This is a genomic window from Alistipes sp. i18-0019-D1, assembly GCF_042852885.1.
Taxonomy (GTDB): domain Bacteria; phylum Bacteroidota; class Bacteroidia; order Bacteroidales; family Rikenellaceae; genus Alistipes.
This window is the reverse complement of sequence record NZ_AP031424.1, coordinates 3,378,279-3,403,544: the sequence shown is the minus strand read 5'-3', so window position 1 is coordinate 3,403,544 and position 25,266 is coordinate 3,378,279. Positions and strand designations below refer to the sequence as shown.

General features: G+C 51.5%; 18 protein-coding genes and 3 pseudogenes. 10 read left to right on the top strand and 11 right to left on the bottom strand.

Features of this window, described 5'->3' with window-relative positions; genetic code table 11:
- The first annotated feature begins 25 nt into the window (after positions 1 to 25).
- Together ACGHP5_RS14190 and ACGHP5_RS14185 are read left to right on the top strand one after the other, a co-directional pair.
- Positions 26 to 2,515: a DUF5686 family protein gene (locus tag ACGHP5_RS14190; RefSeq protein ID WP_390567333.1), complete on the top strand. Its 2,490-nt coding sequence runs from the start codon at positions 26 to 28 to the stop codon at positions 2,513 to 2,515.
- 105 nt (positions 2,516 to 2,620) lie between these two features.
- On the top strand, positions 2,621 to 3,280 hold the full coding sequence (locus tag ACGHP5_RS14185; protein WP_390567331.1) for an HAD family hydrolase: 660 nt from the start codon (positions 2,621 to 2,623) through the stop codon (positions 3,278 to 3,280).
- 8 nt (positions 3,281 to 3,288) lie between these two features.
- Here ACGHP5_RS14185 and ACGHP5_RS14180 read toward each other — a convergent pair whose 3' ends face one another.
- Positions 3,289 to 4,362 carry a hypothetical protein gene (locus ACGHP5_RS14180; RefSeq protein ID WP_390568445.1) on the bottom strand — a complete coding sequence of 358 codons (1,074 nt, stop codon included), beginning with the start codon at positions 4,360 to 4,362 and terminating at the stop codon, positions 3,289 to 3,291.
- 236 nt (positions 4,363 to 4,598) lie between these two features.
- Between ACGHP5_RS14180 and ACGHP5_RS14175 the strand changes: the two genes are divergently transcribed.
- A complete protein-coding gene (locus ACGHP5_RS14175) occupies positions 4,599 to 4,964 on the top strand; it encodes a DMT family protein (protein ID WP_337657998.1) in 366 nt (121 codons plus the stop codon).
- On the opposite strand, the gene ACGHP5_RS14170 is transcribed toward ACGHP5_RS14175, so the two are convergent.
- The 3 genes from ACGHP5_RS14170 to ACGHP5_RS14160 form a co-directional block, all read right to left on the bottom strand.
- The gene (locus ACGHP5_RS14170; RefSeq protein ID WP_337657999.1) at positions 4,935 to 5,591 is read right to left on the bottom strand and encodes a CatB-related O-acetyltransferase; all 657 of its coding nucleotides are present in this window, start codon (positions 5,589 to 5,591) and stop codon (positions 4,935 to 4,937) included. The genes ACGHP5_RS14175 and ACGHP5_RS14170 overlap by 30 nt on opposite strands.
- A 199-nt stretch (positions 5,592 to 5,790) precedes the next feature.
- Entirely contained in the window at positions 5,791 to 6,885 is a 1,095-nt protein-coding gene (locus tag ACGHP5_RS14165; protein ID WP_337756122.1) for a competence protein CoiA family protein, read from the bottom strand.
- Positions 6,886 to 6,962: 77 nt separating this feature from the next.
- Complete coding sequence (locus ACGHP5_RS14160) at positions 6,963 to 11,468, bottom strand: ATP-binding protein (protein ID WP_337756123.1); 4,506 nt, start codon at positions 11,466 to 11,468, stop codon at positions 6,963 to 6,965.
- 400 nt (positions 11,469 to 11,868) lie between these two features.
- On the opposite strand from ACGHP5_RS14160, the gene ACGHP5_RS14155 reads away from it, so the two are divergent.
- From ACGHP5_RS14155 to ACGHP5_RS14125, 7 genes are all read left to right on the top strand, one after another.
- Positions 11,869 to 13,596, top strand: coding sequence for a helix-turn-helix domain-containing protein (locus ACGHP5_RS14155; RefSeq protein ID WP_337756124.1), 1,728 nt, complete (start codon positions 11,869 to 11,871; stop codon positions 13,594 to 13,596).
- Positions 13,597 to 13,757: 161 nt separating this feature from the next.
- Positions 13,758 to 14,009, top strand: a complete 252-nt coding sequence (locus ACGHP5_RS14150) for a hypothetical protein (RefSeq protein WP_337756125.1) — start codon at positions 13,758 to 13,760, stop codon at positions 14,007 to 14,009.
- A 64-nt stretch (positions 14,010 to 14,073) separates the two neighbouring features.
- A complete protein-coding gene (locus tag ACGHP5_RS14145; RefSeq protein WP_337756126.1) occupies positions 14,074 to 15,099 on the top strand; it encodes an Ig-like domain-containing protein in 1,026 nt (341 codons plus the stop codon).
- A 50-nt stretch (positions 15,100 to 15,149) separates the two neighbouring features.
- Positions 15,150 to 16,286, top strand: coding sequence for a DUF3575 domain-containing protein (locus ACGHP5_RS14140; RefSeq protein ID WP_337756127.1), 1,137 nt, complete (start codon positions 15,150 to 15,152; stop codon positions 16,284 to 16,286).
- 12 nt (positions 16,287 to 16,298) lie between these two features.
- Positions 16,299 to 17,156, top strand: a complete 858-nt coding sequence (locus ACGHP5_RS14135) for a FimB/Mfa2 family fimbrial subunit (protein WP_337756128.1) — start codon at positions 16,299 to 16,301, stop codon at positions 17,154 to 17,156.
- Between the two features lie 47 nt (positions 17,157 to 17,203).
- Positions 17,204 to 18,139: a fimbrillin family protein gene (locus ACGHP5_RS14130; protein ID WP_390567327.1), complete on the top strand. Its 936-nt coding sequence runs from the start codon at positions 17,204 to 17,206 to the stop codon at positions 18,137 to 18,139.
- Between the two features lie 11 nt (positions 18,140 to 18,150).
- Positions 18,151 to 19,881 carry a fimbrillin family protein gene (locus ACGHP5_RS14125; RefSeq protein ID WP_337772900.1) on the top strand — a complete coding sequence of 577 codons (1,731 nt, stop codon included), beginning with the start codon at positions 18,151 to 18,153 and terminating at the stop codon, positions 19,879 to 19,881.
- A 153-nt stretch (positions 19,882 to 20,034) separates the two neighbouring features.
- Here the strand turns inward: ACGHP5_RS14125 and ACGHP5_RS14120 are convergent, their stop codons facing one another.
- From ACGHP5_RS14120 to ACGHP5_RS14090, 7 genes and pseudogenes are all read right to left on the bottom strand, one after another.
- Positions 20,035 to 20,388 (bottom strand): hypothetical protein, encoded by a 354-nt coding sequence (locus ACGHP5_RS14120; protein ID WP_337756131.1) that lies wholly within the window; start codon positions 20,386 to 20,388, stop codon positions 20,035 to 20,037.
- A pseudogene (locus ACGHP5_RS14115) lies at positions 20,372 to 21,361 on the bottom strand (relaxase/mobilization nuclease domain-containing protein). Before ACGHP5_RS14115 ends, ACGHP5_RS14120 begins: the two are co-directional and overlap by 17 nt.
- Before the next feature lie 181 nt (positions 21,362 to 21,542).
- Positions 21,543 to 21,698, bottom strand: a pseudogene (locus ACGHP5_RS14110) (plasmid mobilization protein); the annotation flags it as partial.
- A gap of 149 nt (positions 21,699 to 21,847) precedes the next feature.
- Positions 21,848 to 22,759, bottom strand: a complete 912-nt coding sequence (locus ACGHP5_RS14105) for a toprim domain-containing protein (protein WP_337756133.1) — start codon at positions 22,757 to 22,759, stop codon at positions 21,848 to 21,850.
- A 128-nt stretch (positions 22,760 to 22,887) separates the two neighbouring features.
- Positions 22,888 to 23,933, bottom strand: a pseudogene (locus tag ACGHP5_RS14100) (AAA family ATPase).
- Between the two features lie 2 nt (positions 23,934 to 23,935).
- Entirely contained in the window at positions 23,936 to 24,226 is a 291-nt protein-coding gene (locus tag ACGHP5_RS14095; RefSeq protein WP_337756134.1) for a helix-turn-helix domain-containing protein, read from the bottom strand.
- A 130-nt stretch (positions 24,227 to 24,356) separates the two neighbouring features.
- A complete protein-coding gene (locus ACGHP5_RS14090; protein ID WP_390567323.1) occupies positions 24,357 to 25,247 on the bottom strand; it encodes a hypothetical protein in 891 nt (296 codons plus the stop codon).
- Between the last annotated feature and the right edge of the window lie 19 nt (positions 25,248 to 25,266).

The window sequence follows — 25,266 nt, the reverse complement described above, 5'->3', positions numbered from 1 at the left end:
GCATTTTTGCTACATTTGCCCGATCATGACGCAACGGATAATCATACTTCTGGCAGGACTTCTCTGGGCCGCAGGCGTTTCGGCGCAAACCACCCGCGTGCGCGGGCGGGTGACCGACGCCGCTGACGGAAAACCCCTGCAATTCGTCAGCGTCGTATTCCCCGGGACCACGACGGGGATCACCACCGACGAGCAGGGAATCTACGCCCTCGAAACCCGCGACACCGTGAGCCGCGTGCAGGCCTCGATGGTCGGCTACGCCGCACGGACCCTGCCGCTGACGCCCGGGGTCTTCAACCACGTGGATTTCGCACTCGAAGCCGTGGAGTTCGGCATCGGGCAGGTGGTCATCACCCCTGGGGAGAATCCCGCCTACCCCATTCTCGACGGCGTGATCCGCAACAAGCCGCTGAACGACCCCGACCGGTACGACACGTACAGCTGCCGCACCTATACTAAAATGGAACTGGACCTCACGAACATCAAACCGCAGTTCCGGAGCCGCCGTCTCCAGCGCAACTTCGGGTTCGTCTTCGACTACGTCGACACCTCGGCGCTCACGGGCCAGGCCTACCTCCCGGCGATGATCTCCGAGTCCACGGCCGACCTCTACCGCAGCAGCCGTCCGGCGTTCAAGCGCGAGGTGATCCGCGCCAGCCGCGTCTCGGGCGTCGAGGACAACTTCGCCGTGGCCCAGTTCACGGGAGGCATGCACGGCGACGTGAATTTCTACGACAACTTCATCGACATCTTCAACGTGCGCTTCGCCAGCCCGCTCGCCGACGGAGGACGCGCCTTCTACAACTATTTCCTGGTGGACAGCACGGTGACCGAAGGGCGCAAGGTCTACAAAATCCGCTTCCACCCCAAGCGCCTCACCACCCCGGTGCTCGACGGAGAGGTCAACATCGACTCGGCGTCCTTCGCCCTCCGGTCGGCCTCGGCGCGCATGCCCAAGGGCGTCAACGTCAACTGGGTCAGACACCTGATGCTCGACAACGAGAACCGCCCCTCGGACAAGGGCCGCTGGTTCCGCGTCCGCGACCGCGTGTCGGCTGAATTCTCCGTCTCGACGGCCGATTCGTCGAAAATCACCTCGTTCATCGGCACGCGCGAGGTGGTTTACAGCGACGTGCGCATCGGCGAGCCGATTCCCGACGAGGTGCTGCGCATGGACAACAACGTCGTGGTGCGCGACGAGGAGCCCGAGCACCGCAGGGAGGAGTTCTGGGAGCAGATACGCCCGTACAGTTTGAGCGAACGGGAGAAAGGCATCTACGCGATGGTCGACTCGGTGCAGCGCGTGCCGCTGTACCGCAACATCTACACCTTCATCAACACGCTGATCGTCGGCTACTGGAATACGAAATACATCGGCATCGGACCCTACTACAAACTGGCCAGCTTCAACAAGCTGGAAGGTTTCCGCATGCAGCTGGGCGGGCGCACGACGACCAACGTGAGCCGCACGGTGCGCGTCGGGGGCTACGTGGCCTACGGCACGCGCGACGAGGACGTGAAGGGCGGCGGCAGCGTCGAGGTGGCCTTCAACCGCCACCTCACGCGCAAACTGACCCTCACGGCGCGGCACGACGTGATGCAGCTCGGCGCCGGGCAGAACGCGCTGACCGAGAGCAATATCCTCTCGTCGATCCTCTCGCGCGGCGACCAGCGGCTCTCGATGGTCAACCGCGGCGAAGCGGTCTACGAGCACGAGTGGTGTCACGGCGTGAGCACCTTCGCCGGGGCACGCATGCAGCGCATCTTCGCCAACCGTTACGTGCCGATGCTGCGGCCCGGCGGCGTGCCCGTCAACTCGGTTTCCGACGCCGCGGTGCACGTCGGCGTGCGGCTCTCGAAAAACGAAACGGTCTACCGCATGCCCTTCGACAAGCAGTCGATGGGTTCGGTCTGCCCCATCCTGACGCTCGGGTTCTCGGCCGGGATTCCCGGCGCGCTGCACGGCAGCTACGAATACTACCGCCTCGAAGGGAGCCTCCGCTACCGTCCCGAACTGCCGCCCGTCGGCTATTCGGACATCACGGTGCAGGGCGGGCGCATCTTCGGCAAGGTCCCCTACCAGCTGCTGAAACTCCACGAGGGCAACGGAACCTATTTTTACGACCCCTACGCCTTCTCGTGCATGAATTTCTACGAATTCGCTTCCGACGCGTGGGTGTCGTGGTTCTGGGAACACCACTTCAACGGCGTGCTGCTGGGCCGCCTGCCGCTGATCAAAAAGCTGAAATGGCGCGAAGTGCTGGTCTGCAAAGGCGTATGGGGTACGCTTTCGCGCGAAAACAACGGGTCGCTGGCCGGAACGCAGGCCGACCTCCTGTTTCCCGTGGGCATGACCTCGGTGTCGGACCCCTATGTCGAGGCGGGGTTCGGCGTGGAGAACATCTTCAAACTTTTCCGCGTGGACTGCATCTGGCGGCTCACCCACCGCGACCCAATGCCCGGGCAGGACATTCAGAACTTCGCCGTCAATTTGAGTCTGCGGCTCAAATTCTGACCGGCGCCGTGCCGCCGTACCGGAAAGTTTTTCCCGGACCTTGACGATCCGGTTTTGGAGCCATCCCGTTTTTTCGTACCTTTGCAACCTGAAAATGAACCGACGATGAAGAAAGCAGCTATATTCGACATGGACGGCACGCTGGTCGCCAACTCCCCGGTACACATCCGGGCCTTCGAAATCTTTTGCGCCCGCTACGGCGTCACCGACTGGAAAGAGAAACTCGCCAACGGGTTCGGCATGGGCAACGACGACATCATGCGGCTGGTGATGCCCGGGGAGGTGATCCGAGAAAAGGGCCTCGCGGCGCTGGCCGACGAGAAGGAAGCCATCTACCGCGAAATATACGCCCCGGACATCCGCCCGGTGGAAGGGCTGAAGGAGTTGCTCGAACGGCTCCGTGCGGCGGGGATTCCGTGCGCCGTGGGTTCGTCGGGTTGCAAGGCCAACGTCGATTTCGTGCTCGACAGCTGTGCGATCCGGCCTTATTTCGACGCGGCGATCTCGGGCGACATGGTGTCGCGCTGCAAGCCCGACCCGGAGATCTACCTCACGGCGGCCGCCGCGCTGGGCGTTTCGCCCGCCGACTGCGTGATTTTCGAGGATGCGCGGGCGGGATTCGAAGCGGCGAAGCGGGCCGGCGCAGGCCGGATCGTGGCCCTCACGACCACCCTGCCGCGCGAAGAGCTGGAGCGCGGGCCGCTGGCCGATCGGATCATCGACTCATTCGCCAACATCGACGACATCGACGCCCTGCTGGCATAGCGCCGCCCTCACTGTCCGGCCGGTTCGGCATAGACCATATAGCCGGGAACTTCTGCAGACTCATCCAGCAGTAACAAGACGATATTGGTCCGTCTCGTCGTCCAGATCGCGACGGGATAGACATCGGGATATTTCTTCTGTTCGGAGAACAACTCGTCGTACCGCCGCCACATCTCCTGCTTATCGACGCTGTCTTCGTAGGCCGGAAGCGACCAGAGCCTGCAGAAATAGTCATAAAGCACACAGTAACTTTGAGCGTTATCATCCTCGTGAAGAAGTCTTGCTTCGACAAACGGAACACTTCCGGCCAGACCGGATGTGGTCATCAGATCGGGACCGCTCATAAGTCTGTCGTCATAGGCGATCCACGTCTGCGAGTTTTTGGTGATGTCGCTCCAATTATATGCCAGAAAATCCCGGCCATCGGCAACCGAAACGCCGAGTTGGTCCCGGAAGATCACCTTGCCGTCCATCCATACGGAAAGATTGGTTTTATATTCGCCCGGATACTTGAAGCAATGGCCCCATTCATAGGTCAGACGGGAACTCGCCCAGCTATCCCCTTCGTCGTGTTCAAATATGCGGAAACTGCCGCTCATGCCGTCGGCCGTCCAGACGATGGAATCGCATACCGAAGAGAGGTTCAAAGTAAGCCCCTGCATGCCGTCTTCGTAGATATAGAAAATCATCTGATCGAAGATATTCCCGTTCGGCCGTTTCACAGAAAGGCGGGGCATCGGATATTCCGTCACAGTCACCCTTATCATGGCCGATTCACCCGTTTCATGGTCGGTAACAATAATCCCGGTTTCGCCTTTCTGCTTTCCCCGGATCTCTATTTCAGCCTTATATCCATCGAACTTCCAAGTATATACGACCTCTATCAGTTCCGGATTCCCGACATCCAGCGTCGTGTTCTCATGGGCGGTCAGGCCGATGGTGATGCTGCTCCCCTGAACCACTTCGCACTCGTCCTCGGAGAGTTCGAGGTGACGCCCCGATTTGTCATCGTCATCGCAGCCGGCCGAACCGATTGTGACCAGGAGCATCGCCAACGCTCCGAACAGTTTTTTCACGCTCATACTTTTCATCATGCTCCGGGTAGAATTTTGTTTCAGCCCCGAGACATCTTTTGCTTCGAATCCCGGCCTGTATGACAAATATACGACAAATATTGGAAAACCCTTCCGCGTCCGGCACTTTCTCCGCCCCAAAAGCGTTTTTTCAGGCGGAACGCTCTCGCCGCTTATTTTTGCTGCCGGGAGGAGATCATATCGAATAATTTGCTACTTTTGCGCGGTTTAAAAATCTGTATCCTATGTTTCGGGGTCTCGCCACCGTTCTGCTGCTCGTCGTCTCCAACGCCTTCATGACGCTGGCGTGGTACGGCCATATCGCCTTCAAATCGCGGCTCGAACGCTTCGGGATGATAGCCATCGTCCTGCTCAGCTGGGGCATCGCGCTGTTCGAATACTGCTTCCAGGTCCCCGCCAACCGTATCGGCAGCGCCGAATTCGGAGGCCCGTTCTCGATCTGGGAACTGAAGGTGATTCAGGAAGTCGTATCGCTTTCGGTCTTCACCGTCTTCGCGCTGGTATTCATGAAATCCGACACCCTGCGCTGGAATCACCTCGCGGGATTCCTTTGCCTGATTTTAGCCGTCTATTTCATTTTCCGCAAATAGGGCCAGCTCCCGGACCTTTCCGCCGCGAATCAGCGGCAACGCCCTGCGAATCTTTTCCGCGGGCCACTCCCACCACCTTATTCCGAGCAGGCACTCCACCGTCGCCGGGTCGAACCGGCGTTTGATCACCCGGGCCGGGACACCGCCCACGATGGCGTAGGGAGGCACGTCGCGCGTCACAACGGCCCGCGAGGCGACGATCGCCCCGTCACCGATCGTAACACCCGCCATCACGACAGCCTCGTAACCGATCCACACGTCACTGCCGACGACGATGTCGCCCCGGTTGTCCCAGGCCGAAGCCACCTCCGACTTGTCGATGCCCCACTCCTCGCCCCAGAAAATCGGGAACGGATAGGTGGACAGCGACCCGAGCGCATGGTTGGCGCTGTTGAACAGGAACCGCACGCCGCAGGCCAGCGAACAGAACTTCCCGATAACCAGCCGGTCGCCGTTCACGGGATAGTGGTACAGCACGTTGTTACGCTCGAAGCCGACGGGGTCGGCCGCAAAATCGTTATATATCGTATATTCCCCGACTTCGATGTTGGGGTCGCTGACGACCTCCTTCAGATAGACCGTCTGCCGGTCCCCTTCACGGGGATAAATCTTACCTTTTGCAGCCATTTTCACGCACTGTTTTGTCGTGGCGGTATATCTGCCACGAGTTCACGAAGTTCTGCCAGATATTATATACTACTAATTATAACAGATTGATTATCAAAATATAATACAACCACACCTCAACACCGAGTAACAAAATAGCAACAAAATATGTAACAACAAAGGTTGGGGCAAAGGTAACAAAAGACGAATCTTCAACAAGCTATATCGGAAGTTCTTTCTTTCGCTCCCAGATCTCAATATAACATGTCCTCATCTTTTTTTCAATAGTATCACACAGTTCTTTATCAACAGCAAACGCTCTACACTCTATTGCCTTGGTGGACCTACAATATTTATTCGTTCCCAATTTCTTATAAAGGCAACAAATTATTGGTAATGTTACATCACCTTCATCATACATATACTTATCCTCGTTCCTTCTATGGTATTTGCATAAGAAACAATTTCGAACGGGATATTTGTATTTATATGCTGTGGCCATTCCCATCTGATATATAGAATATTCCATAAGACTACCTGCATCACATGTCAGTTCGAATATGGATTTAGTATCTCGGTCTGTATAGGTTTTGCAATTGACATCGCCCAAAGGGATAAAAAATCCTCTATTATTTTTATCTAAAACAAATTTAGTGAGTTCTTTATAGCACGAATCTATAACTTGGGATTTAGGGTTGAAATTATATAATTTTATAAGGTCATCTCCCTCACAGATTGTAGATGAAATAATACGATCAATATCTTCTTCCGACTTAATAACTACTTCGATAATTCTTATCCCTGAATTAATTTTTTCCTCTGAACATGGATGATTGACACAAATTTCTATGAATACAGGGGATTTGTCAGATTGATTATTATAAACAAATAAATCAGCCCGAAAATTTTTATATGTACGTTCAATATCGCACGAATTATAATATTTTTTCAAGTCAATTATGTGTAGTTTGTTCTGCTTACAATAACTTGGATTTTCCCCGTCAAACCATATACAATCAGCCATTTGCGAACATCTATACTCAGTATTAAGACCAAGTAAAAATTGATCTGCATTATAAAACCAATCGTGAATTCTTATTTTTGCCAATGAGTGAAGATAAGATTCATGACTACAATTCTTCGAAAGCGTTTTATGCGCAAAATGCCATTCTCTAATCTTGCCTTGTTTGGCAATCATTTCACTGCCACAATTAACACACGTGAATCGTACATTATGTCGGGCTTCTCTTATGTAGACAAGTTTTCCGTCCGGATTCAGTGCATAATGTTGATCAATATTGGTTGTATGTCTCATTTCATTCGATCATTGAACCAATACTATGTCAATAGTCTTTGAGTGAGTAGTGCACTTCTTATCATTCTTCAACTTTTTTAGATACTGTCAATCTGATGCATCATCTGATCTTGCATCCTTGAGTGCTTCAAAATATTGTCAAGTATATCAATGGCAATAGCACAATACTTAGGATCGTCTTTTACATAGTTTATAGTACCTAATATCAACTTTTGACATTCCTCCTCCTGTCTATACCATCCTTTTTTATTCCCTTCTATTAGTCGTTGTATATCAATTATCTGCAAAAGGTCTAAAACTAATTTCGGATATTTTGCTGCTTGTGAGAATAAATAGTCAATCAAATAGTGATGATTTCCGGATTTGAAAACTGTCGATTTTACATATTCTGTTAAGAATGGCAGATATTCTTTTAAATCCATTCCTCTATGATGGTCATCTCTCAATATCCCACATTCATAAGCTTCGCAGATGTTTTCGTCATCTAACTTATAAAATTTATCCAATATTTCTACACATCGAACTTTATACTCCGGAACGGAATAATGGGCTAATGCTACCTCTATAGCTACGGAAATAGTTTCTTTATGTACTTCGACCATATGATTTAATATATTTTCATATTCGATATTGCCTTTTAAGTACATTTGCGTAATGAAAATAGCATAATTTCTCCGTACTGTATCTTCTGTCAAACAATCAATTGCCGAATAAAAAAATGTTGAAAGCTCTTTAGCATACTGGTTGTAATAATATTGTAAGCTCCATTGTGCAGCAACAACTAGATTATTATTTACAGAGGCAAGGCATTGTTGGAAAATCTCGAATGCTTTTTGTTCATCGATCCATTTTAAGAATGCTTCTCGATAAAGAATCGCTGCTTTTACTCCTGTAGGACAACTTTTAGATATTGAAGATATTATTGGAATAATCAGATCTTTGTATAAAACTTGATTATACTGCATGATAAGGCACATACAAGCACTTCCTTGTAATGAGTTTATTCCATACATAATGGAGCCGTCGTCCTTATCTTCATATATATTATGTTTTGCATGTTGAACTATATAATCGAATATTTTTTTATTGACAATAATCCCCTCCGGATTATGCAGAATAGCCCATATTAGCTGTTTATGCATATAATCCTCAAGAGATAATGACATTAACTCACAGAATAATTCACATGACTTCTCCGGAAATCGTTTGGATTCAATTAATCCTTCTACTCCACTTATTTTATAAGTTATGTTGATGTCCGGACGAAATATAATTTCGTCTATCACACTCAACATTCTATCCGGCAATTCTTTAACTACTCTTTTAAAAGCACTAGCGTGCTGCTCCTGCCCTCCAGCAGGGAAATGCCCAATCCATCTATGATAGCCATTATCATATTTAATAAATGATTGTATCCATTGTTTTTGCGTCATATGCTCATAAGCAGATGATTTAATTGGGGAAGGAACACCAACACCTGCAAGTACTACATTATGTTGCCAGTCATATTGATAATGTCCCCATCTACGCTGTAGTTCTTGAAACTTTCTGCGATATTGCTTATGTCGCACCCAATACGATTTAGGGAGTCCTCTTAAATAACGATAAGAGGTATTGCCGATAAAATATTTTGGTCTCTTTTTATCAAAGATATGCCGTTCCCATGATGGATTCAGAGCAAATAAAATTTCAACAATAATTTTTTGATCTTCTTCTGAGAAATTTTGGAAAACCTCTATTAATAATTCATATGCTTCGTGTTGCAATGGATGAGAGCCTGCAAAGCCATCAATAACACTCATCTTATTAACAAAATCAAGAAATAGACGGTTTCTCTCTCGACACTCGGTTTTTCTCAAAACGATGATTGAGCAATATAACCAAATCCATTTATTAGATGATAAAAACTTTGTATGATATTGCCGATAGACTGAAATATTAATATTCGAAACATTGATTAAGTTTGTAATGAATAAATCCAGACATTGATATAAGAAACATGTATTATTTTCATTGTCAGAATATTCATATTCTTGAGTGAGTTTATCTTCCAGAAGTTGCCTGTCTAGAATTGTGTTTAATTCATCTAAATTTTCATAGATGATTTGATCAATTGCATCGAATAGGATTTCACAGACTACATCCGGTTGTTTCTCGGAAATAGCTTTCAACAATATAAGTAATTCATATTCATTGCCTTTAACTGAGTTGTCCTCTTTGTGTATTTTCAAAAAGTCTAATAGCTGGTTTTTGAGAATATTTACAACGTATTCAGTGCTCGAATTTACGATCTTAATCAGCAATCCAATATGGCGATAATCCCTCAATGAAAGACTAACGTATGATTCCAAAAGTTCAAAAGTATCATCAGTCCATGTATCGACACAACTCAACAAACCTAATACATTTTCTTGTTTAAAAATAGGCAGTTCTCTATTCTCTGAAATAAAACAAATTATTCTATTAGTTCTACACCCCATGAAGCGATAGAATAGAGAGAGTTGAATATTCTCTAAATTCGATTTTGGGGAATTGAACCCATATAAAATAGGATTATCAAGTATGTGATCAAACCAGTCTGGGGAAGAACAATTTTTAAGGAATTGACAAAGATATTCGTCCGACTCACAAATCACATCTCGGACAAATTCCTTTTCTTTTTTAGTCGGATGGTTTATGCTCCCAAAAACATTATATATCAAATGTTTAATGTGGAATTTAAAGCCAGGACAAGCTATAATCGTGTTAATTGTATCCAAATACTTTCTCTGATCATATTCTCGCAAATAAGAAACGATCATTTTGACTGTAGAGCGGATAAAAACACTTTGTTTTTGTTGTTTTAATAAAGTGATAAGATCGCTCTCTTTTTCAATGAAACATTTTGCAAAAACATAATCATAAAAACTCTGATGAAACATTTGTATTGTTCCACCATTTATCTCAATAAGATGTTCTCTACATAGATAATCTATAACTTGATGATCTTGCTCTCTGTATTTTCTGGCTAATATCGTAATTTCTTGCGCACTATGCATGTCATTCGCAATTGCGAATAATATATCCTTTACTGGCAGCGATTTATTTTCCAGCACTAATTTATCCCACAAACGATTATAAAGTTCATATACAGTTCTAATATTTATGTAAGGTTGTGATGAAGAGTATATCCTACAAAAAACCTCAAGATATACAGGAGTTTGCAATATGTCTAATAGCGCAGACGATAGGTTGTCTTTAGTGCAAGAAATCTTCATTAGGACTTGCTCGACTTCTTGTTTAGACAGAGTCGCGATATTAAACCTTTGACTATTCTGTGCTAGTTGATGGATTTCCGGATCATTATCGCAGTCGAATTTTCGCGTCGAAACAACGATCTTTGTATTTTGAATAGACTGTAGCTTAACGATCAACTCTGTATAAGCTAATAAATAATCTCTTGTTGTCGATAAGTATTGAGATAATGCATCGATTTGATCGACGAGAATCACAACTGTTGATGTTTGTGCTAATGTTCTAATGTAGTCGATAATTGGAAATTGCAATATTTTTTGTAGTTCTAAGAAACTATTCCCTTTTAGGTATTCAGCCTTAATAGCCAATGTGGGAATATCCACATTACGGCATTTTTGCAACAAATCCTTTATAATAACTGATTTACCGCATCCAGCCTCCCCAACAATGAATGCAAGCTGTTCTTTTGTTGGTGATTGTATCCAATTAAAAATATTATCAGTCTCAGCCCTGTCGATGTGATAATTATTCGTATTGCTAAATGAACTAATTACAACTTGTTCGAGAATAGTAGAACTGTCTTTTATTTGATCCGCAATCTTATCTATGTCATTATTGCTGTGTTCTGCTTTGGCTAGAAACCTATCCAGTTTTGCTTCAAGCGGTTTTAAAGCATCCGTCTGTATAATCCCGACTATAGTAAAGAAAGATGATAAAATATCTTTATAAGCAATCAGATCTGTTGAAATATCTACCGCCTGGAGAACATAAATCTTAATCGCTTTTATTTTCTCAATCAATAACGGTTTAATTTCTTCATAGTTTATCTTACACTGCAACCCCGAATAATCCTTAATGATAGTTTTGCACCAAGAATCAAATTTTTCACAATCTATCAACCAATCGCTAAAGCTATTAACTATATTTACAGCATCCTCTGAAATACCATTTATCGTTGCAAAAATATAATTAAATCGCTGTTTATCTGTATAATAAAAGATTCTCTCATCTGTAAAACTCCAAAGAAGAAACTTTAAAAGTTCTTTTGCCATTATGGTAGGAGTCAACGGTTCTGCATATTTCTTACATTGTATCAACCCTACTTGATTACTATTGTAAAATAATGCACAATCTCGGCCCTTGTCTCTTATGCCAGAAAGGAGTTGGATATCATCATATTGTCCGAGATATTTACTTTCGAGGATTTTCCTTTTCGTTAACGAGTATAGTAATATCTCAAAATCCCTATCATCTAATGAAGAATAATCAATATTCTTGGGATCAGTCAGAGGAATCTTGACTAAAGTTTCTAATAATTGAGGTGAACTAAATTCTATATCTTCTAACATAGGATAGGTCAATTTTCATATAAAGGTAAAAATTAAATTTAATATTTCATTTGTAGTTCCTCGTAGCAATTTCATAAATTTCTATATTGTATTCTACAACAGAATTATAAAATGGAAACGTCTTTTTGAAGCCAATCAAACCTATCGCAGAAATCATCTTGTTAACTCTGCACTAAACTAAACCGTATGACAGACCTTCTCCACATATATCGCCTCTTTCGATCTCGGCTCCGGGCACTTTTTCTTTTTCCGTCGCGACCGCACCGCGACCGCAAGTCCTCGAAAATAAATCATATTTTATCATTTTTTTTGCTCTTGGGACGGTTTTGTCGTATCCGATGGGTCATTTGAGTATGTCATCTTTTTTTCCTACCTTGTTTCTTCTAAAGGTTCGAAAAACATGAAATTTACGTTGCGTCTGACTCTTATTCTGGGCTTCCTGACCCTCTGTGCCGGATTCCCCGCTGTGGTTCGTGCGTCTGATTCTTCCCGCTCGCAGAAAGACTCTTTGCGGCAGGCCGTTTCCCGCACCGACGGGCCCGATAAAATCGAGGCCTACAAGGAACTGGCCCGCCTCTACCGGATGGAGTCGCGCAAGGAGGGCGTGCTCGATACGCTGCTGACGATCTACGACGCTTTGGCGGCCGAAGCGCGGCGGACGGGTGATGTCGCGGAGCAGTCTGCGGCCGGTTACAACCGGCTGATCGCGCTGTACGACAACTGGCTTTTCGACGAAATCATCCGGCAGGCTCCCGCTATCCTCGCCTTCCAGTCTGAAAACGGGCTGTGGAAGAATTACTACCAGACCTATATCATGCTGCTCGACGCTTACCGCCGCAAACGGGGTTTCGACCGGGCGCTCGAAGAGGCCAACCGGGTTTACGACGATGCCAAGGGGCGCGGCGATAGAGCCGGTATGGGCGTCGCGCTGCACGCCGTGGCGCGGATCTACACCGACCAGCGGCGTTTCCCGGAGGCCGAGAAGAGCCTGCGGGAGAGCATCGAAATGATGCAGGACGAAACGGCTTACCTCAATACGCTGGCATCGGTCTACAACCACTTGGTGCAGAACCTCATTGCGCAGGAACGTTACGACGAGGCCCTCGCAGCCGCCCGCGAAACCGAGGCCGTGAACCGCCGCTTCGAGCAGGCTACGAAATCCACGCAGGCGTCGGCGTGGTACAACCTCTATCTGACCTATGCGGACATCTACCGCCAAACGGAACAGTTCGACAAGGCGCAAATTTATGTGGACAAGATCGACTCCATTACCAAAGGGTCGGTAAGGATGTATAAGGAGCGGGGTCATATCCTCTACGGGAAAAAGCGCTACCGGGAGGCGGTCGAGATGCTCGACAGCGCGATTGCGGCTTCGCCCAAAACGCTGGAGCCCAAAGCCCTGAAGCTGATGGCCCTGACCCAGCTGAAAGATTCCGGGAAAGCCGTGGAGCTGTTCAGCGAGGTCGTCGGGGAGCTGCAGGCGCGCCACAATACGGAGTACAACGCCAAACTGGACGAAATCCGAACGCAGTACGAGGTGGACAAATACATCGCTGAGAAGGAGCGCAACCGCAACTACTTCCTCTTTGCGCTGGGCGGCTGCCTGCTGCTGGCCGGACTGCTGGGCGTGATGTTTTATTACAACCGGGTGGTCACGCGCAAAAACCTCGGGCTGTACCAGCGAATCAAGGAGCAGGACCGCCTGGAAGAGGAACTCGTGCGCCTGCGGGCGCAGACCAAGGGCGAAACGGAGCCCGGAACGCCGCTCCCGGGCGACCGCCAGCAGCGCGAACTGGTCGGACGCCTGCGGGAATACCTGCTTACGGGCGACAACCTTTCCAACGCCGATGTGGGCCGGGACGAGATTACCACGGCGCTCGGCACGAACAAGAATACGCTGACCGATGCCGTCCGGGCCGTGACGGGCCAGACCCCGATGGAGTACCTGCGGGGGATGCGGCTCGACGAGGCCCGCCGGATGCTGGACAGCCATCCCGAGCTGACCATCGAGGCGGTTGCTTTCAGCTGCGGGTTCAACATCCCGAGCACTTTCTACCGCCTGTTCCGCCGACAGTGGGGCATCAGTCCCGCGGAATACCGCAAAATGGCGGAGTCCCAGCGGGCGTAACGACCACCCGCCGGAACAGACCGAAGCACGGAGCGATCCGTGCTTTTTTTGTGCCCGGAAGCGCCGGAAGAGGCGGATAGTGACAAAATGAGAGAAAGTCGGGACAAAATGCAAGTCCGTTCCGGGCCCCTTTGCGGACCTTTGTAAAAAAGGAAACGGATATGTACAAAGAGATTATCGTCCTGTCGCTGGCTGTCGCTTTGGCCGCACTCGTAACAGCCGGTGCAATTTACTTCCGCTGCCGCCGCATCCGGCGGGAGAAGAACCGCCGCATCGCCCGCGTCCTGCACGAGCAGGACCTCCTGGCCCGGGAGCTGGAACATGTGCGCATCGAGAAACAGGCCTTCGAGCGGGTGCTGACGACCCGGCTGACGGCGGCTGAACAGTCCGCCCCGCAAGAGGACGACCCCTAATCCCCGGAACACGCTTCACTCCTGTTTATATATCAATAAGAAATCTTAAAAAACACCTATGATTATGAAAATCAACTTCCCCATTCTCCGACAGATTCTTTTTGCCGCCGCGCCGCTCGTGCTGCTGGCGGGATGCTCCGACAAGGACGACCCCGCGCCGATTGGCGTCGCAGGCGTCGAGATGAGCCAGCCGACGCTGGAACTCGCTTTGGACGGCACCGAACGGCTGACGGCCGCGGTGACGCCCGACAATGCCGCGGACAAGACCCTGACATGGTCGAGCAGCGACGAGGCCGTCGCCACGGTCAGCTCCGAAGGCGTCATTACGGCCGTCCGGGCCGGGCATACGACTATCACGGCCGCGGCGGGCGGCAAGACGGGCACCTGCGCCCTGACGGTCAACCCCGATATTTACGTTGCGGGCTATGAACAAAAAGAAAACAATCCGGATGTCGCCGTCGTCTGGAAAAACGGCAAAAAGCTCTACTCCCTGACCGACGGAAAGCGGTATGCCGAAGCCTGGTCGGTTTTCGTTTCCGACGGCGTGGTCTATACGGCGGGCGAAGAGGGCAGCGAAAACGGTAAGGATGTCGCCAAAGTGTGGAAGAACGGTACAGTGCTCCATGCCCTGACCGACGGAAAACAGAATGCCTATGCCGTATCGATTTTCGTTTCCGGCGGCGCTGTCTATACGGCGGGCTATGAGGACAATGAAAACGGCAAGTCGGTCGCCAAAGTGTGGAAGGACGGCACGGTGCTGCATACCCTGACCGACGGAACGCGGTATTCCAATGCTTCTTCGGTCTATGTCGCCGACGGCGATGTCTATGTCTGTGGTATAGAGGAGGTGAGTGAAAACGTGTATATGCTCCAAGTATGGAAGAACGGCAAGGTGCTCCACTCCTACACGCCGACCGATCAGAACGAGGAATCCTGGCTGAATTCGATTTCCGTCTGGGACGGCGATGTCTATACGGCGGGCTATGACGGGTACCCTGCCAAAGTGTGGAAGAACGACGGGGAACTTTACACCCTGACGGCGGACGGCATGGCGAGCTCGGTCTTCGTCTACACCGGCCCGGAGCGCTGACCCGGCGTAATTGACGATAAAACAGATTATTCCGTTAAAAATCACCGAATATGAAAAAGATACTTGCATTGCTGATTCTTCTTTTAGCGACGGTGACGGCCGGGTTCGCCCGAACTGCCGACGCACTGACGCCGGACGCCGAAACCGTCACGTTCCGCTTCCGGGCGGGAGCGGACATGTTCCTGCTCAAAGGCAACGAGGCCGAACTGACACGCCTCTATGCGCTGGTGGACACGTACCGTGAGCAGATTGCCGACGGGCGGATACCGGTTTATGTGGACGGTTATTGCGCATCGCTGCCGACTGCCAAAGAGAACCGCCGCACGGCCTACCTGCGGGCCAGCCGCGTCAAGTCGGAACTTGTCACGCAGAAGGGGCTCCGGGAGGTCGATTTTCGCACGACGCTCCATACCGGGGCCTCGGACGGCGGGAAAGAGGCGGTGACCGTGACGCTGCGCATCCCGGCTCCGGAAGCCGCGCAGCCCGAAACGCCCGCCGTGAACGAACCTGCCCCGGCGCCCGAACCCGTGATGCCCGCGACACCCGCGGCGCCTGCCGCAGCGGAACCGCAACCCGCTCCGGTTGCCGAAGCCGCTCCACAGCCCGCCCCGGCGGCGAAACCCTATTGCTTCGCCGTGCGGACGAATGTGCTTTACGACGCGATGCTGCTGCCCACGCTGGGTGTGGAGTGGCGCGTGAGCAGCGATTGGGGCGTCAAACTCGACGGCAGCTTCGCCCACTGGAGCGGCGGCGAAGGCAAGGTGCAGAAAGTGTGGCTTCTGAACCCCGAGGTACGCCGGTACCTGCTCCGCAATAAACGCTTCTATGTGGGCGTGTCGGGTAGCTACGGTGAGTACAATATCTATAAATATCCCCTCGGCGGCCTTTTCTCGAAAAATACCGGCTATCAGGGTTCGCTGTGGAGCGCGGGCCTCACGGTGGGCTACCAACTCTACCTCTCGCGTCGTTTCTCCGTCGATTTCAACCTCGGGCTGGGCTATACCCGCTCGGAGTACGACAGTTTCACGCCCATTATGACTGAAATCCGCATTCCCGGCGACGACTTTCCGGCGATCGAATGTGTCCGTGTAATCAAAGAGCGCAGCAAGACCAAAAACTTCTTCGGCCCCACGCAGGCGGGAATCAACCTGATCTGGACAATCGGCGGGAATAAACAGACCCGATAAAAAATGCAAAATATGAAAACAACAAGCATCATTACCTTACTGGGGTGCGCGGGACTTCTTTTAACGTCCTGCGACGTGAAAGACCCGATCTACAACACACCGCATCCCGACCACGGCATTGTAACGGGGGTTACGGAATGGTCGCAGCGCGGCGAAGGTGTGGCGGTTCCCACCGAATACCGCGTGGAAGCGTCCGGCACGACGACCACGGCAAACGGGGCGGCGTTCACCTTGCCCGGACTTTTTGAGCCGGGCGACGTGGAAGTGCTTGCCTATAATCTCCCGGCAGGCGTCAGCGCGGACGGTGGCATTGCTACGGTCAACACCGGGGCGGACGGCACGCTGCTCGTCCCCGACGCGGGCGTCCTCTTCTCCGGCGTGGCAACGGCTCACGTGCTGGCTGACGATACGGCACGGGTAACCCTTGCCATGCAGCAACGGATGCGCGAAGTGCGCTTCACGTTCACCGTCACTGACGGCGACCCGGAACGAATCACCGCCATCGAAGCCCGTCTGGACGGTGTGGCGGCATCTATCGACCTGCGAACGGGCGAAGTAACCGGCAATTCCGCCTCCGTGATGTTGTCCTTTGTCCGCAAAGACAACAAGCTCACCGCCAATCTATGGACGGTGGGAATAGCCACGGGAGCGAAACAACAGATTGTGACGACCCTCACCTTTTCCGACGGAAACCGGACGGAAACCATTGCCGACGTGACCGACATTTTCCGCAACTTCAACGCGGACAAACTCACCCCGCTCACCGTTACGGGCAGCCTTTACGCTCCCGTGGGTGCAGAACCGGACGGAACCATCATCGACTGGAAGCCGGGTAACGGCGACGGCAGCGACGTGGACGCGAATATGTAATCAATAACAGATAAAAAATGAATATACACATTAAAACAAAAGAAATTATGAAATCAGTAAACCAAATCCGGTTCGCGGCCCTCGTGGCAGCGGTAGCCATCCTCGCGGGAGGATGCGAAAAAGAGAGTGATAACACAGTGGATAACGCACCCGTGGCGGCACGCATCACGTCCACCATCGACGACATGGCTACCCGTGCAGCAGGCACGGCATGGGCGGCAGACGACGCCATCGGTGTAAGCGGAAGAACGGGACTAGTGGAGTATATACATGTGAAATACGTCACCACGGCGGGCGACGGCAAGTTCACCGTGGTGAACAACGGCCCGGGAGAAGACAATGACATCTACTTCCAGGACAAAAGGAGCGCGACGTTTACCGCCTACTATCCCTTCAACGGAGAGACCGGCACGGCTCCGGGTGCAAATGGCATCATCAGCAAAAGCATCACTGACGCCGACCAGACCGCCGACGGGCAGCCGCTGATAGACTACCTTTTCGCCACTGCCACCGCCAGCTCGGCAAACCCCAACGTGAAGTTCCAATTCAAGCATTGCATGTCCCGCATTATACTTAATTTCCTACCGGGCAATGGCATCGCCTCGCTTAGCAACCTTGAGTACACTATCAACGACCTCGCGTTGGAGGGTACATTCAATACCAAGACAGGCGCGACAGCAGGGACAGCGACAGGAAATTTAACGCTGTCCGTTTCCAACAACGCAAGCGGGATGTCCTCCACGCTGATTGTTTTCCCGCAACAGGCAAATGGTGCAAATATTAAAATCACGATGAACGGTGTGGATTACACGGGAACTATCGACTTTCCCGAGAACGCGGACAACGGCAGCACACGCGAACTCCGCGCGGGCTATTCCTATACCTATAATGTAAAGATGAATAACGGCTCGCTTGGCATCGAACTCGCTGACATCAACGAGTGGGGTGACGGCGGCAACACCGATATCAATACAACCAATTAAATCCATTCCCTATGAAACGAACAGAATCCTTATACCGGACTGCGGTGCTGCTCCTGCTCCTGATGCTGGCAGCAGCCTGCACCCGCGACGACACGTTCGATGATGCTGCCCCGGGCAACGCCACCGACCCTGCCGCCCCGCTCACCATCATCGTCACCGACGGAGCATACGCCCCGGAAGCCTCCGCCGCCAATGCCGCGACGGACAACGGCGCACCCGTCACCCGCGCCGTGGAGAACGGCTTTGCCACCGGGTTTACCAAGGGCGACAAAATCGGGCTGTACGTCGCGGACGCCAAGGTGTACGGCCCCGGCAACCTGAACGACTTGCGAATAACCGCTTCCAATCTCTGCCTCACCTACGACGGCACCAGATGGACGCTCCCCGCCGATACCGAGCTGAAATACGACCCCGCCAAAGGGCGCGACATCCTCTACTTTGCCTATTATCCCTATCAGGCGGATATGAGTGGCAACGAGCTTGACGGAACCAATCCAGACGGCTTGCCCGCCGCCACCGCCCCGGAGTTCTTCCATAGGCTTATCGGCAGTTGGAAGCCCCAGGACGACCAGAGTACCTACGCCGACTACGCCGCCTCCGACCTCATGGTGGCACGTGGCGAGGTCGCTACCCGCACGGACGGCACCCCCGGCTCCACACTCAGTTTCAAGATGGAGCATCAGATGCAGCTCAACATCGTCCGCCTGCCGTATATCAAGAGCACCTACACCGAGGAAATCAGCGGGAACCAGCAGACGAAAAGCTACTACCTTTACACGGGTGTTGCCCACGTGCCCAACTTCTGGATGGAAAATCCTCACACGGCACGCTACATAACAAACCCCTCGGGTGATGTGAAGAAAATAACGGGCTGCTCTTACTACGATTCCAGATCCGTGGAGCGCAAGTTCGATATTGAGATTCCCAGGAAAGATGACCTCCGTGGCAAATATAAAACCTACACCATCGACGGCGGCGCGGAGACCACTACGGAACGTCCGCTCGCGGAAGGCGACTTCTACATGAAGAACGGCACCGTCCTGCCACAGGAGCATTACAAGAACAGTGATATGCCCCAAAACGTGAAGGATGACTGCCTCGGCGTCGTCTTCTGGGTGGGCGAGAAAATCAACGGCAATGGCGATAGCTATCATTGGACGGATGGCGACCACCTCTTGATGCACGAGCATCCCGCGTGCACGCACGGGCTGGTGGTGGCGCTCACGGATGTCGCGGACACGAAAATACCGTGGTCTTCTACGAGCAAGGATTTCACGCACGAGTGGTTCAGGGGTTATCCGGCCACCGGACATGAAAAGGAAAAGAAGTTGATGCAGTGGTCAGACAGCGGTTACGGTTACAATATGACCCGCCTCCTCCAATGGTACCGCGACGCCGGAGGCCAGCGCACCGAAGCCCTCGACGCCGTGGAACAGTATGCCAAAGCCGATGCCAATGCCACGCCCGACGGATGCAGCGGCTGGTACTTCCCCGGTTTTTATGAGATGCGCGTCATGGCCCTCGGAACGCTGAACCTCAACGCTGACCTCGGTATGGCCACCACCCTCAACGCCGCGTTCACCAAAGCCGGAGGCAGGGAGTTTATAAACGACTACTATTGGGAGAGTACGGAAACTGCGTCCATTAAGACAAATGCCAACTGTACAAGATTCAGCGATAAAAGTAGATCGACGTCTCCCAAAAAGGATGCGCATTACGTCCGTGCCGTGCTGGCCTTCTGAAGCCGGGCAGCAGGCGACACACAGCCGGGGTGTGCGGGCTTTATCTGCCCGCGCCTCCCCGGCTCCGCCGCCGGATGCCACCGACAACGCCTGTCCCCGCAAAAAATCTGCGGGGACAGGCGTTGTCGTCCGAACTGATTTCTACCGGGCTTCCTACGGCCGGGCTTCGAGGAAGCAGTATCCGACGGCGAACACGAGGAACAGCATCCCGATCAGCAGCCACATCGCCCCTTTGAGTGCCCGGACAGTCGTCCGAACTCGTTTGGCTTGCTGTTCCAGTGCGTCGGCAAACTCTTCCGTCTTCGCATCGAGGGTGGCGGTATCGACTTTCAGTACGGTCGATTTGATATCCTCGAACATCCGGCCGTACATTGCTGCCGTTCTTTCGGCCTGCTCCCCGACTTTCTCCAGCCGGTCGATCTCGCCGATCAGGTTGTTGGCCAATACCTGCCCGCCGATCTCCTCGCGTTCCCGCCGTTTGCGGGGTTTTCTATCTTGAGATTCCATGCGCTTTCTTCTTTTTCTTTTTGCGTTTCAGCATTTCGTACCATTCGGCAAGTGTCGGATCGTAGTCGCTGGTCGAGGGTGTCATCATTGTTCCGATCGCGTCGGCCACTCCTTCGATCAATGACGCACCGAGGCTCTGGGCTTGGTGCTGCTCGTGTCGCTGCTGCGGTGGTTCCGGCGCTTGCCGCCGTATCGGGTAACGCGGCACTTTGCTTATGCCTTTCTGCCCCTCGGCAGTTATCCTGAACTGGTTGAGCAGCGAACGGCAGCCGAACTCGCGTCCGATCTCCGAGGCTTTGAACGTCTGCCCGGCATAGCTGAACCGCAGGCCGTATGTCTTTCCCTGTTTGTTCTCCATTGGGATTATTCGGACGCCTTGTTTGCGCAACGCCGCCAGAAAATCCCGAATGTCGTTATGGCCGCGGCCTAATTCTCCATAGGCGATCCGCTGCAACTGTTCTTTAACCGTCTGTCGTGTGGGATTAGCGTGTTCGGCCCGATGCTGTTTTAGCTTATGTACGTCGTTGGCGATGGTCAGCCCCATCTCGCGACTGATCTCCTCGGCCGCCCTTGCCGAGCGGTTGCTCATAAAGGTCGTGTCGTAAACCTCGCCGCCCAGCCCGATGCGGTTTGCGACGAGGTGGATGTGCAGATTATCGGTGTCCTTGTGTGTGCAGGCTATTCACTGGTGTTCGCCCAGGTGCATTTTGTTCGCAAACGACCGCACGATGTTCAGCAAGTCGCCCGGCCGGAGTTTCGTTTCGTCCTGCGGGGCGATGCCGATCTCGAAGCGCAGGTACTTATTCTTACACCGCTCGTTGTGGCGGTTGACTATCTCGAATTCGAAGCGTATCTCGCCCGGATCGGTGCTGCCCAACAGATTGGTTGCTATAATTCGGCCGAGTTTGCCTTCGCGTAATACATACTCGATGGCATTGCCGCCGTGGGCGATAGCTTTTCCTTTGGCTATCATCTTGCGTCTGTTTAAAAGAAACGGTTATACAATGCTTTCGATTCGGCAAGGAACACCCTGATCTCCCGGTATAATTCCGGGTCGCGGGCTTTTGGTTGGTAATCCGTGTGAAGCCGAGATTGTGACTTTTGAGTAGGATGAAATATTGCTTCTCTTCGGATGAGAGCTTCCGGGCGGCGTAAATCTTTCCATGCAGGGCTTGCCCCCGGCAGAACTCCGAAAGGTTCTTGCCGGAAGCGGCGGCCTGCTGCCCGATGATTTTCTTTTCGCCGACCGAACACCGGAATTTGATGACGGCGCTTCGGGATACGGCGGTGTTATGCTTTCTTGTTTTCATTGTCTTGGTGTCTGTGGAAAATAAATAGAATGGGTCGAGAACGAAGTGATTGCCCGCCGACTCCCCGACCGACAGGGAGCGGGGCAAGGTGCAGTTTGGGGACACTTGTGACCACAAACTGACGTCTTGCAATACAAAACCGCAAAACACTATCGTCGCGGCTTGGGCCCGGATTGCCGGGGTGTTTTGGGTGCCGGAGCGTGGCGTTGCTGCTCCTTGATCCGCGCTTGCAGATACTCGTTCACATCCTTGTGGTCGCGGTAAAACGCTTGCTTGACCACTTGGCTCCGGGAGCATCGGCGGACGATCTCGGCAGTCGCTTTCCGTCCGGCCTCGTCGTTGTCGAGAAAGGTATGGACAACGGCATGGCGTTCGAGAAACGGAAGGGCTTTCGGCAGATTGACGACAGTGTTCAGCACGGCGGTATCGCAGCTCGGATGCACATTCCCTTTCAATGAGAGATAGGAAAGGAAGTCCATAAACCCCTCGAACACCATGATCGTACTGCTGCCGTTGTCGATGGTGGTTATGTTCTTGGGCGTACTGCTCCCTTTGAACCGTTCGGAACGTAATTCACACCCTCCGGCATCGTTGCGAAAGCCGATGGCGAAATAGGTCTTATCGCCGACGGCATACCGTACCTCACGGCAATACTCGTTGGCGATAGCCGGATCAACACCCCGTTCTTTCAGATAACCGAGCAAGGCCGGATGCCGAAGAAGGGAATCGGAGAGTATGCGCAGTGCAGGGACGGTCGGAGTCGCCAAAGCCGGAGCGACGGATGATATCGGTTTTATTTCATCGCGACCGAGGGATTGCACGGCTTGCGTGAAGTCGCAATTCTCCAACCGCATCACAAGGTCGATGATCGAGCCGCCCTCGCCTGTGCCGTGGTCGTACCAGAGATTTTGTGCGTAGTCCACCTTGAAGCTCGGCGTATGTTCTGAGCGAAGCGGTGAAAGATAGAAACCGCAACGGGGGTTCTCCCTCGTAGACTGGATGCCCCGGCGAGAAAGATAGGTGCGGATAGAAAACTGTTTAATTTGATGTATGTCAATCATAATAATGTCAATAAATCAGTGAAATAGAAATTCGCAGAACGGTACGGACAGTGGTTTAACCCACCGTACCGGTTTAGAATGGTTTAGATCTATATACCCCCGTATCGAACTAAACCGATTTAAGGACATCAATAATGGAAATCGGGATTGTAGCGGTAGAATTTATCCTCTTTGACAATCATCCGCTTGTTTTCCAGAAAGACCTTCAGTTGTTTGGCCTTGTTGATACCGAACGAATGACCGATAGCGGCATAACTGTTCTGCAACTTACCGATAAGCGACGCATAGGAAACCCTGTCGGCTTCGGAAAATAGCAACTGCAATGCCTCGCGGTGCTTGGCTTCGCTGACCTCGGCATAATCGAATCCTTTAGCCACGCCCGTTTGTCGGGGTTGATAGCCCTCGACCAGTTCGGGCAGAGCTTCGGCGTTGATGCGAAAGGCGAACGGTTCGAAATCCAAATCCCGAATATGCATGGCCGCAACGAAACTTATATCCCAGTCGAAATCGTCCTTTGTGATTTGCAGGAGGGTTTCAGCTTTGTTATTCAGTTCTGTTCCAAATGTCCGCGCGTGTTGTCGTCGCCTTTGTTCAGGTGCAGAACGGTGTGGATATGTATTTTCCGCTCGTCCGTCCATTGCATTAGTTTCGTAATCAGGTCAGTCGATTCGCCGGGACTGTTGATGTCGTGCGCCAGGTCGCGGATACCGTCGATCACAACCAAGCCGAGGCCATCGATGTCATAAATAGCCTCCTCGATCTTCTTCAGCCGGTCTTTGGTCGCAAAACCGCGCAGGCACAGAAACTCCAAGCACGCCGGATGCACCTCGGCAGACAGCCCCGCAAGACGCAAAGTCCGGCTCAACATTCGCTTGCAATGAAACTTGCTCTGCTCGGTATCCACATAGAGTATTCCGCGCTTCTCCGGCGGCAAAGAGGCCGAATAGTTCAACACAGTGCCGCCTGTCATGGCCGCTGCCACAATCGCGCAAACGTTGAACGTCTTTTTGCTCTTTGCCTTACCCGTAGAAGCGCTGAAATTCCCCAAAGTCCCGACGACCGAATCATCCACCCGCAAAATTACGGGCGGCGCCGCAAACTCGTCCGTTACAAACAGACGGGCAGATCGCCATGAGGATGCTGGAACCGAATCAGAATCACGTTGCGCACCCATCGCTACTTCTTCTTCGAGGTGCGGCCGAGTACATATTGCTGTGCTTCGGCCTCGATCTGTGCCCGCGTTTTAATCGGATTCCGACGCAACCACGCCTCTAACTCCTCACGCTCGAAATAGAGCATCTTTCCCTGCGGTTTGTAGTGGGGAATCAGATTGCCTGACGTTAATTTGTAAAGGTAGCTTTTGGATAAATTCAGAAAACGGCTCGCCTCCTCGAAGCTCAACACGTTTTTGGTGCAAAACACCTGCTTTTCGAGTTCTTCAACCCGCATTTCAATACTCTTCTCCATAACTAAATCAATTTGAAATAAAACAAATGGAGTGCATGCCCTCCGTGTACTTTGTAACAGTTACGGCGGCGAAGGTATTGACGATTAGCTTGATAGCGGATTGACCGATCTTTAAAACATCAACCTGTTCTTAAAGTTTTTTCACTTGCTTGAGATACTTCTCGATGGTTGCATATTTCCCCTCCGCACCCACATCGCGGATATAGTTGGTCGCTGTCGATAAATCGCTTTGGTTGATATATTTATCGCGGCTCCTATCCTTCGAGAGAAAGAGTTTGTAGTTGGCGATCACGGACTGCCAGTTCGGAGTTATCAATCCGCGACTACTCAATCCGGAGAAAAAGAAGGCAACGAGACGATTGTTGTTCGACCGCACGATCGCATGGGGCTTCCCCGCAAGAATCGCTGCCAGATCATCGGCCGTCAGCGACACATTGAACATTTTCACATCATTCACGGCCTCCGCCAAAAACGCAACTTGCGGTTCGGTCAATATCGAATCGAACGGATTATCCGTTTCTGCGATAGGCGGCACGGCTTTAGGCGGAAATTCGGCATCTGTCGTCCGGTTTTCCTTCGCATGCCATTCGGCCCTTTTCCGATCGCCCAAATAGGCAGCATATCGCTCCAGCACGACGGTTCGTACTACCACCGAAAAATAAGGCAAAGAAACATCATAAATCGTCGGCTCACGTTCGTAGCGGGAGTAATCGAACGACGACAGAGAAAAGGTGCGGTATTTCTTCTTTTCGTCGGCATTCAATGCCTCGAAAAAGCTGCTTTCCCAAAGAAACGCAACATCTGAATAGCAATATCGAATGTCGGACAGAACGGAATGACGCAAATACAACTCTGCCAATTCGTCGGCTGTGCGGATATATTCCTGCCGTTCCAACTCCCGCATTTGTTCATGATCCAAATCCGTAATACGATCCGTCAATACCCGATAGGCATGATTGATACAACGGTTGAACAACTCCTGTATCCCGTCGAGTTGGGGTTTCAGCGCCAAAACGTCCATAGCTTTCCTATTAAAATCC

What these genes read in the sequence shown, in the direction of transcription:
- ACGHP5_RS14190 (WP_390567333.1), top strand. Translation starts at nt 26, where the DNA reads ATGACGCAACGGATAATCATACTTCTGGCAGGACTTCTCTGGGCCGCA.
- ACGHP5_RS14185 (WP_390567331.1), top strand. Translation starts at nt 2,621, where the DNA reads ATGAAGAAAGCAGCTATATTCGACATGGACGGCACGCTGGTCGCCAAC.
- ACGHP5_RS14180 (WP_390568445.1), bottom strand. Translation starts at nt 4,362, where the DNA reads ATGAGCGTGAAAAAACTGTTCGGAGCGTTGGCGATGCTCCTGGTCACA.
- ACGHP5_RS14175 (WP_337657998.1), top strand. Translation starts at nt 4,599, where the DNA reads ATGTTTCGGGGTCTCGCCACCGTTCTGCTGCTCGTCGTCTCCAACGCC.
- ACGHP5_RS14170 (WP_337657999.1), bottom strand. Translation starts at nt 5,591, where the DNA reads ATGGCTGCAAAAGGTAAGATTTATCCCCGTGAAGGGGACCGGCAGACG.
- ACGHP5_RS14165 (WP_337756122.1), bottom strand. Translation starts at nt 6,885, where the DNA reads ATGAGACATACAACCAATATTGATCAACATTATGCACTGAATCCGGAC.
- ACGHP5_RS14160 (WP_337756123.1), bottom strand. Translation starts at nt 11,468, where the DNA reads ATGTTAGAAGATATAGAATTTAGTTCACCTCAATTATTAGAAACTTTA.
- ACGHP5_RS14155 (WP_337756124.1), top strand. Translation starts at nt 11,869, where the DNA reads ATGAAATTTACGTTGCGTCTGACTCTTATTCTGGGCTTCCTGACCCTC.
- ACGHP5_RS14150 (WP_337756125.1), top strand. Translation starts at nt 13,758, where the DNA reads ATGTACAAAGAGATTATCGTCCTGTCGCTGGCTGTCGCTTTGGCCGCA.
- ACGHP5_RS14145 (WP_337756126.1), top strand. Translation starts at nt 14,074, where the DNA reads ATGAAAATCAACTTCCCCATTCTCCGACAGATTCTTTTTGCCGCCGCG.
- ACGHP5_RS14140 (WP_337756127.1), top strand. Translation starts at nt 15,150, where the DNA reads ATGAAAAAGATACTTGCATTGCTGATTCTTCTTTTAGCGACGGTGACG.
- ACGHP5_RS14135 (WP_337756128.1), top strand. Translation starts at nt 16,299, where the DNA reads ATGAAAACAACAAGCATCATTACCTTACTGGGGTGCGCGGGACTTCTT.
- ACGHP5_RS14130 (WP_390567327.1), top strand. Translation starts at nt 17,204, where the DNA reads ATGAAATCAGTAAACCAAATCCGGTTCGCGGCCCTCGTGGCAGCGGTA.
- ACGHP5_RS14125 (WP_337772900.1), top strand. Translation starts at nt 18,151, where the DNA reads ATGAAACGAACAGAATCCTTATACCGGACTGCGGTGCTGCTCCTGCTC.
- ACGHP5_RS14120 (WP_337756131.1), bottom strand. Translation starts at nt 20,388, where the DNA reads ATGGAATCTCAAGATAGAAAACCCCGCAAACGGCGGGAACGCGAGGAG.
- ACGHP5_RS14105 (WP_337756133.1), bottom strand. Translation starts at nt 22,759, where the DNA reads ATGATTGACATACATCAAATTAAACAGTTTTCTATCCGCACCTATCTT.
- ACGHP5_RS14095 (WP_337756134.1), bottom strand. Translation starts at nt 24,226, where the DNA reads ATGGAGAAGAGTATTGAAATGCGGGTTGAAGAACTCGAAAAGCAGGTG.
- ACGHP5_RS14090 (WP_390567323.1), bottom strand. Translation starts at nt 25,247, where the DNA reads ATGGACGTTTTGGCGCTGAAACCCCAACTCGACGGGATACAGGAGTTG.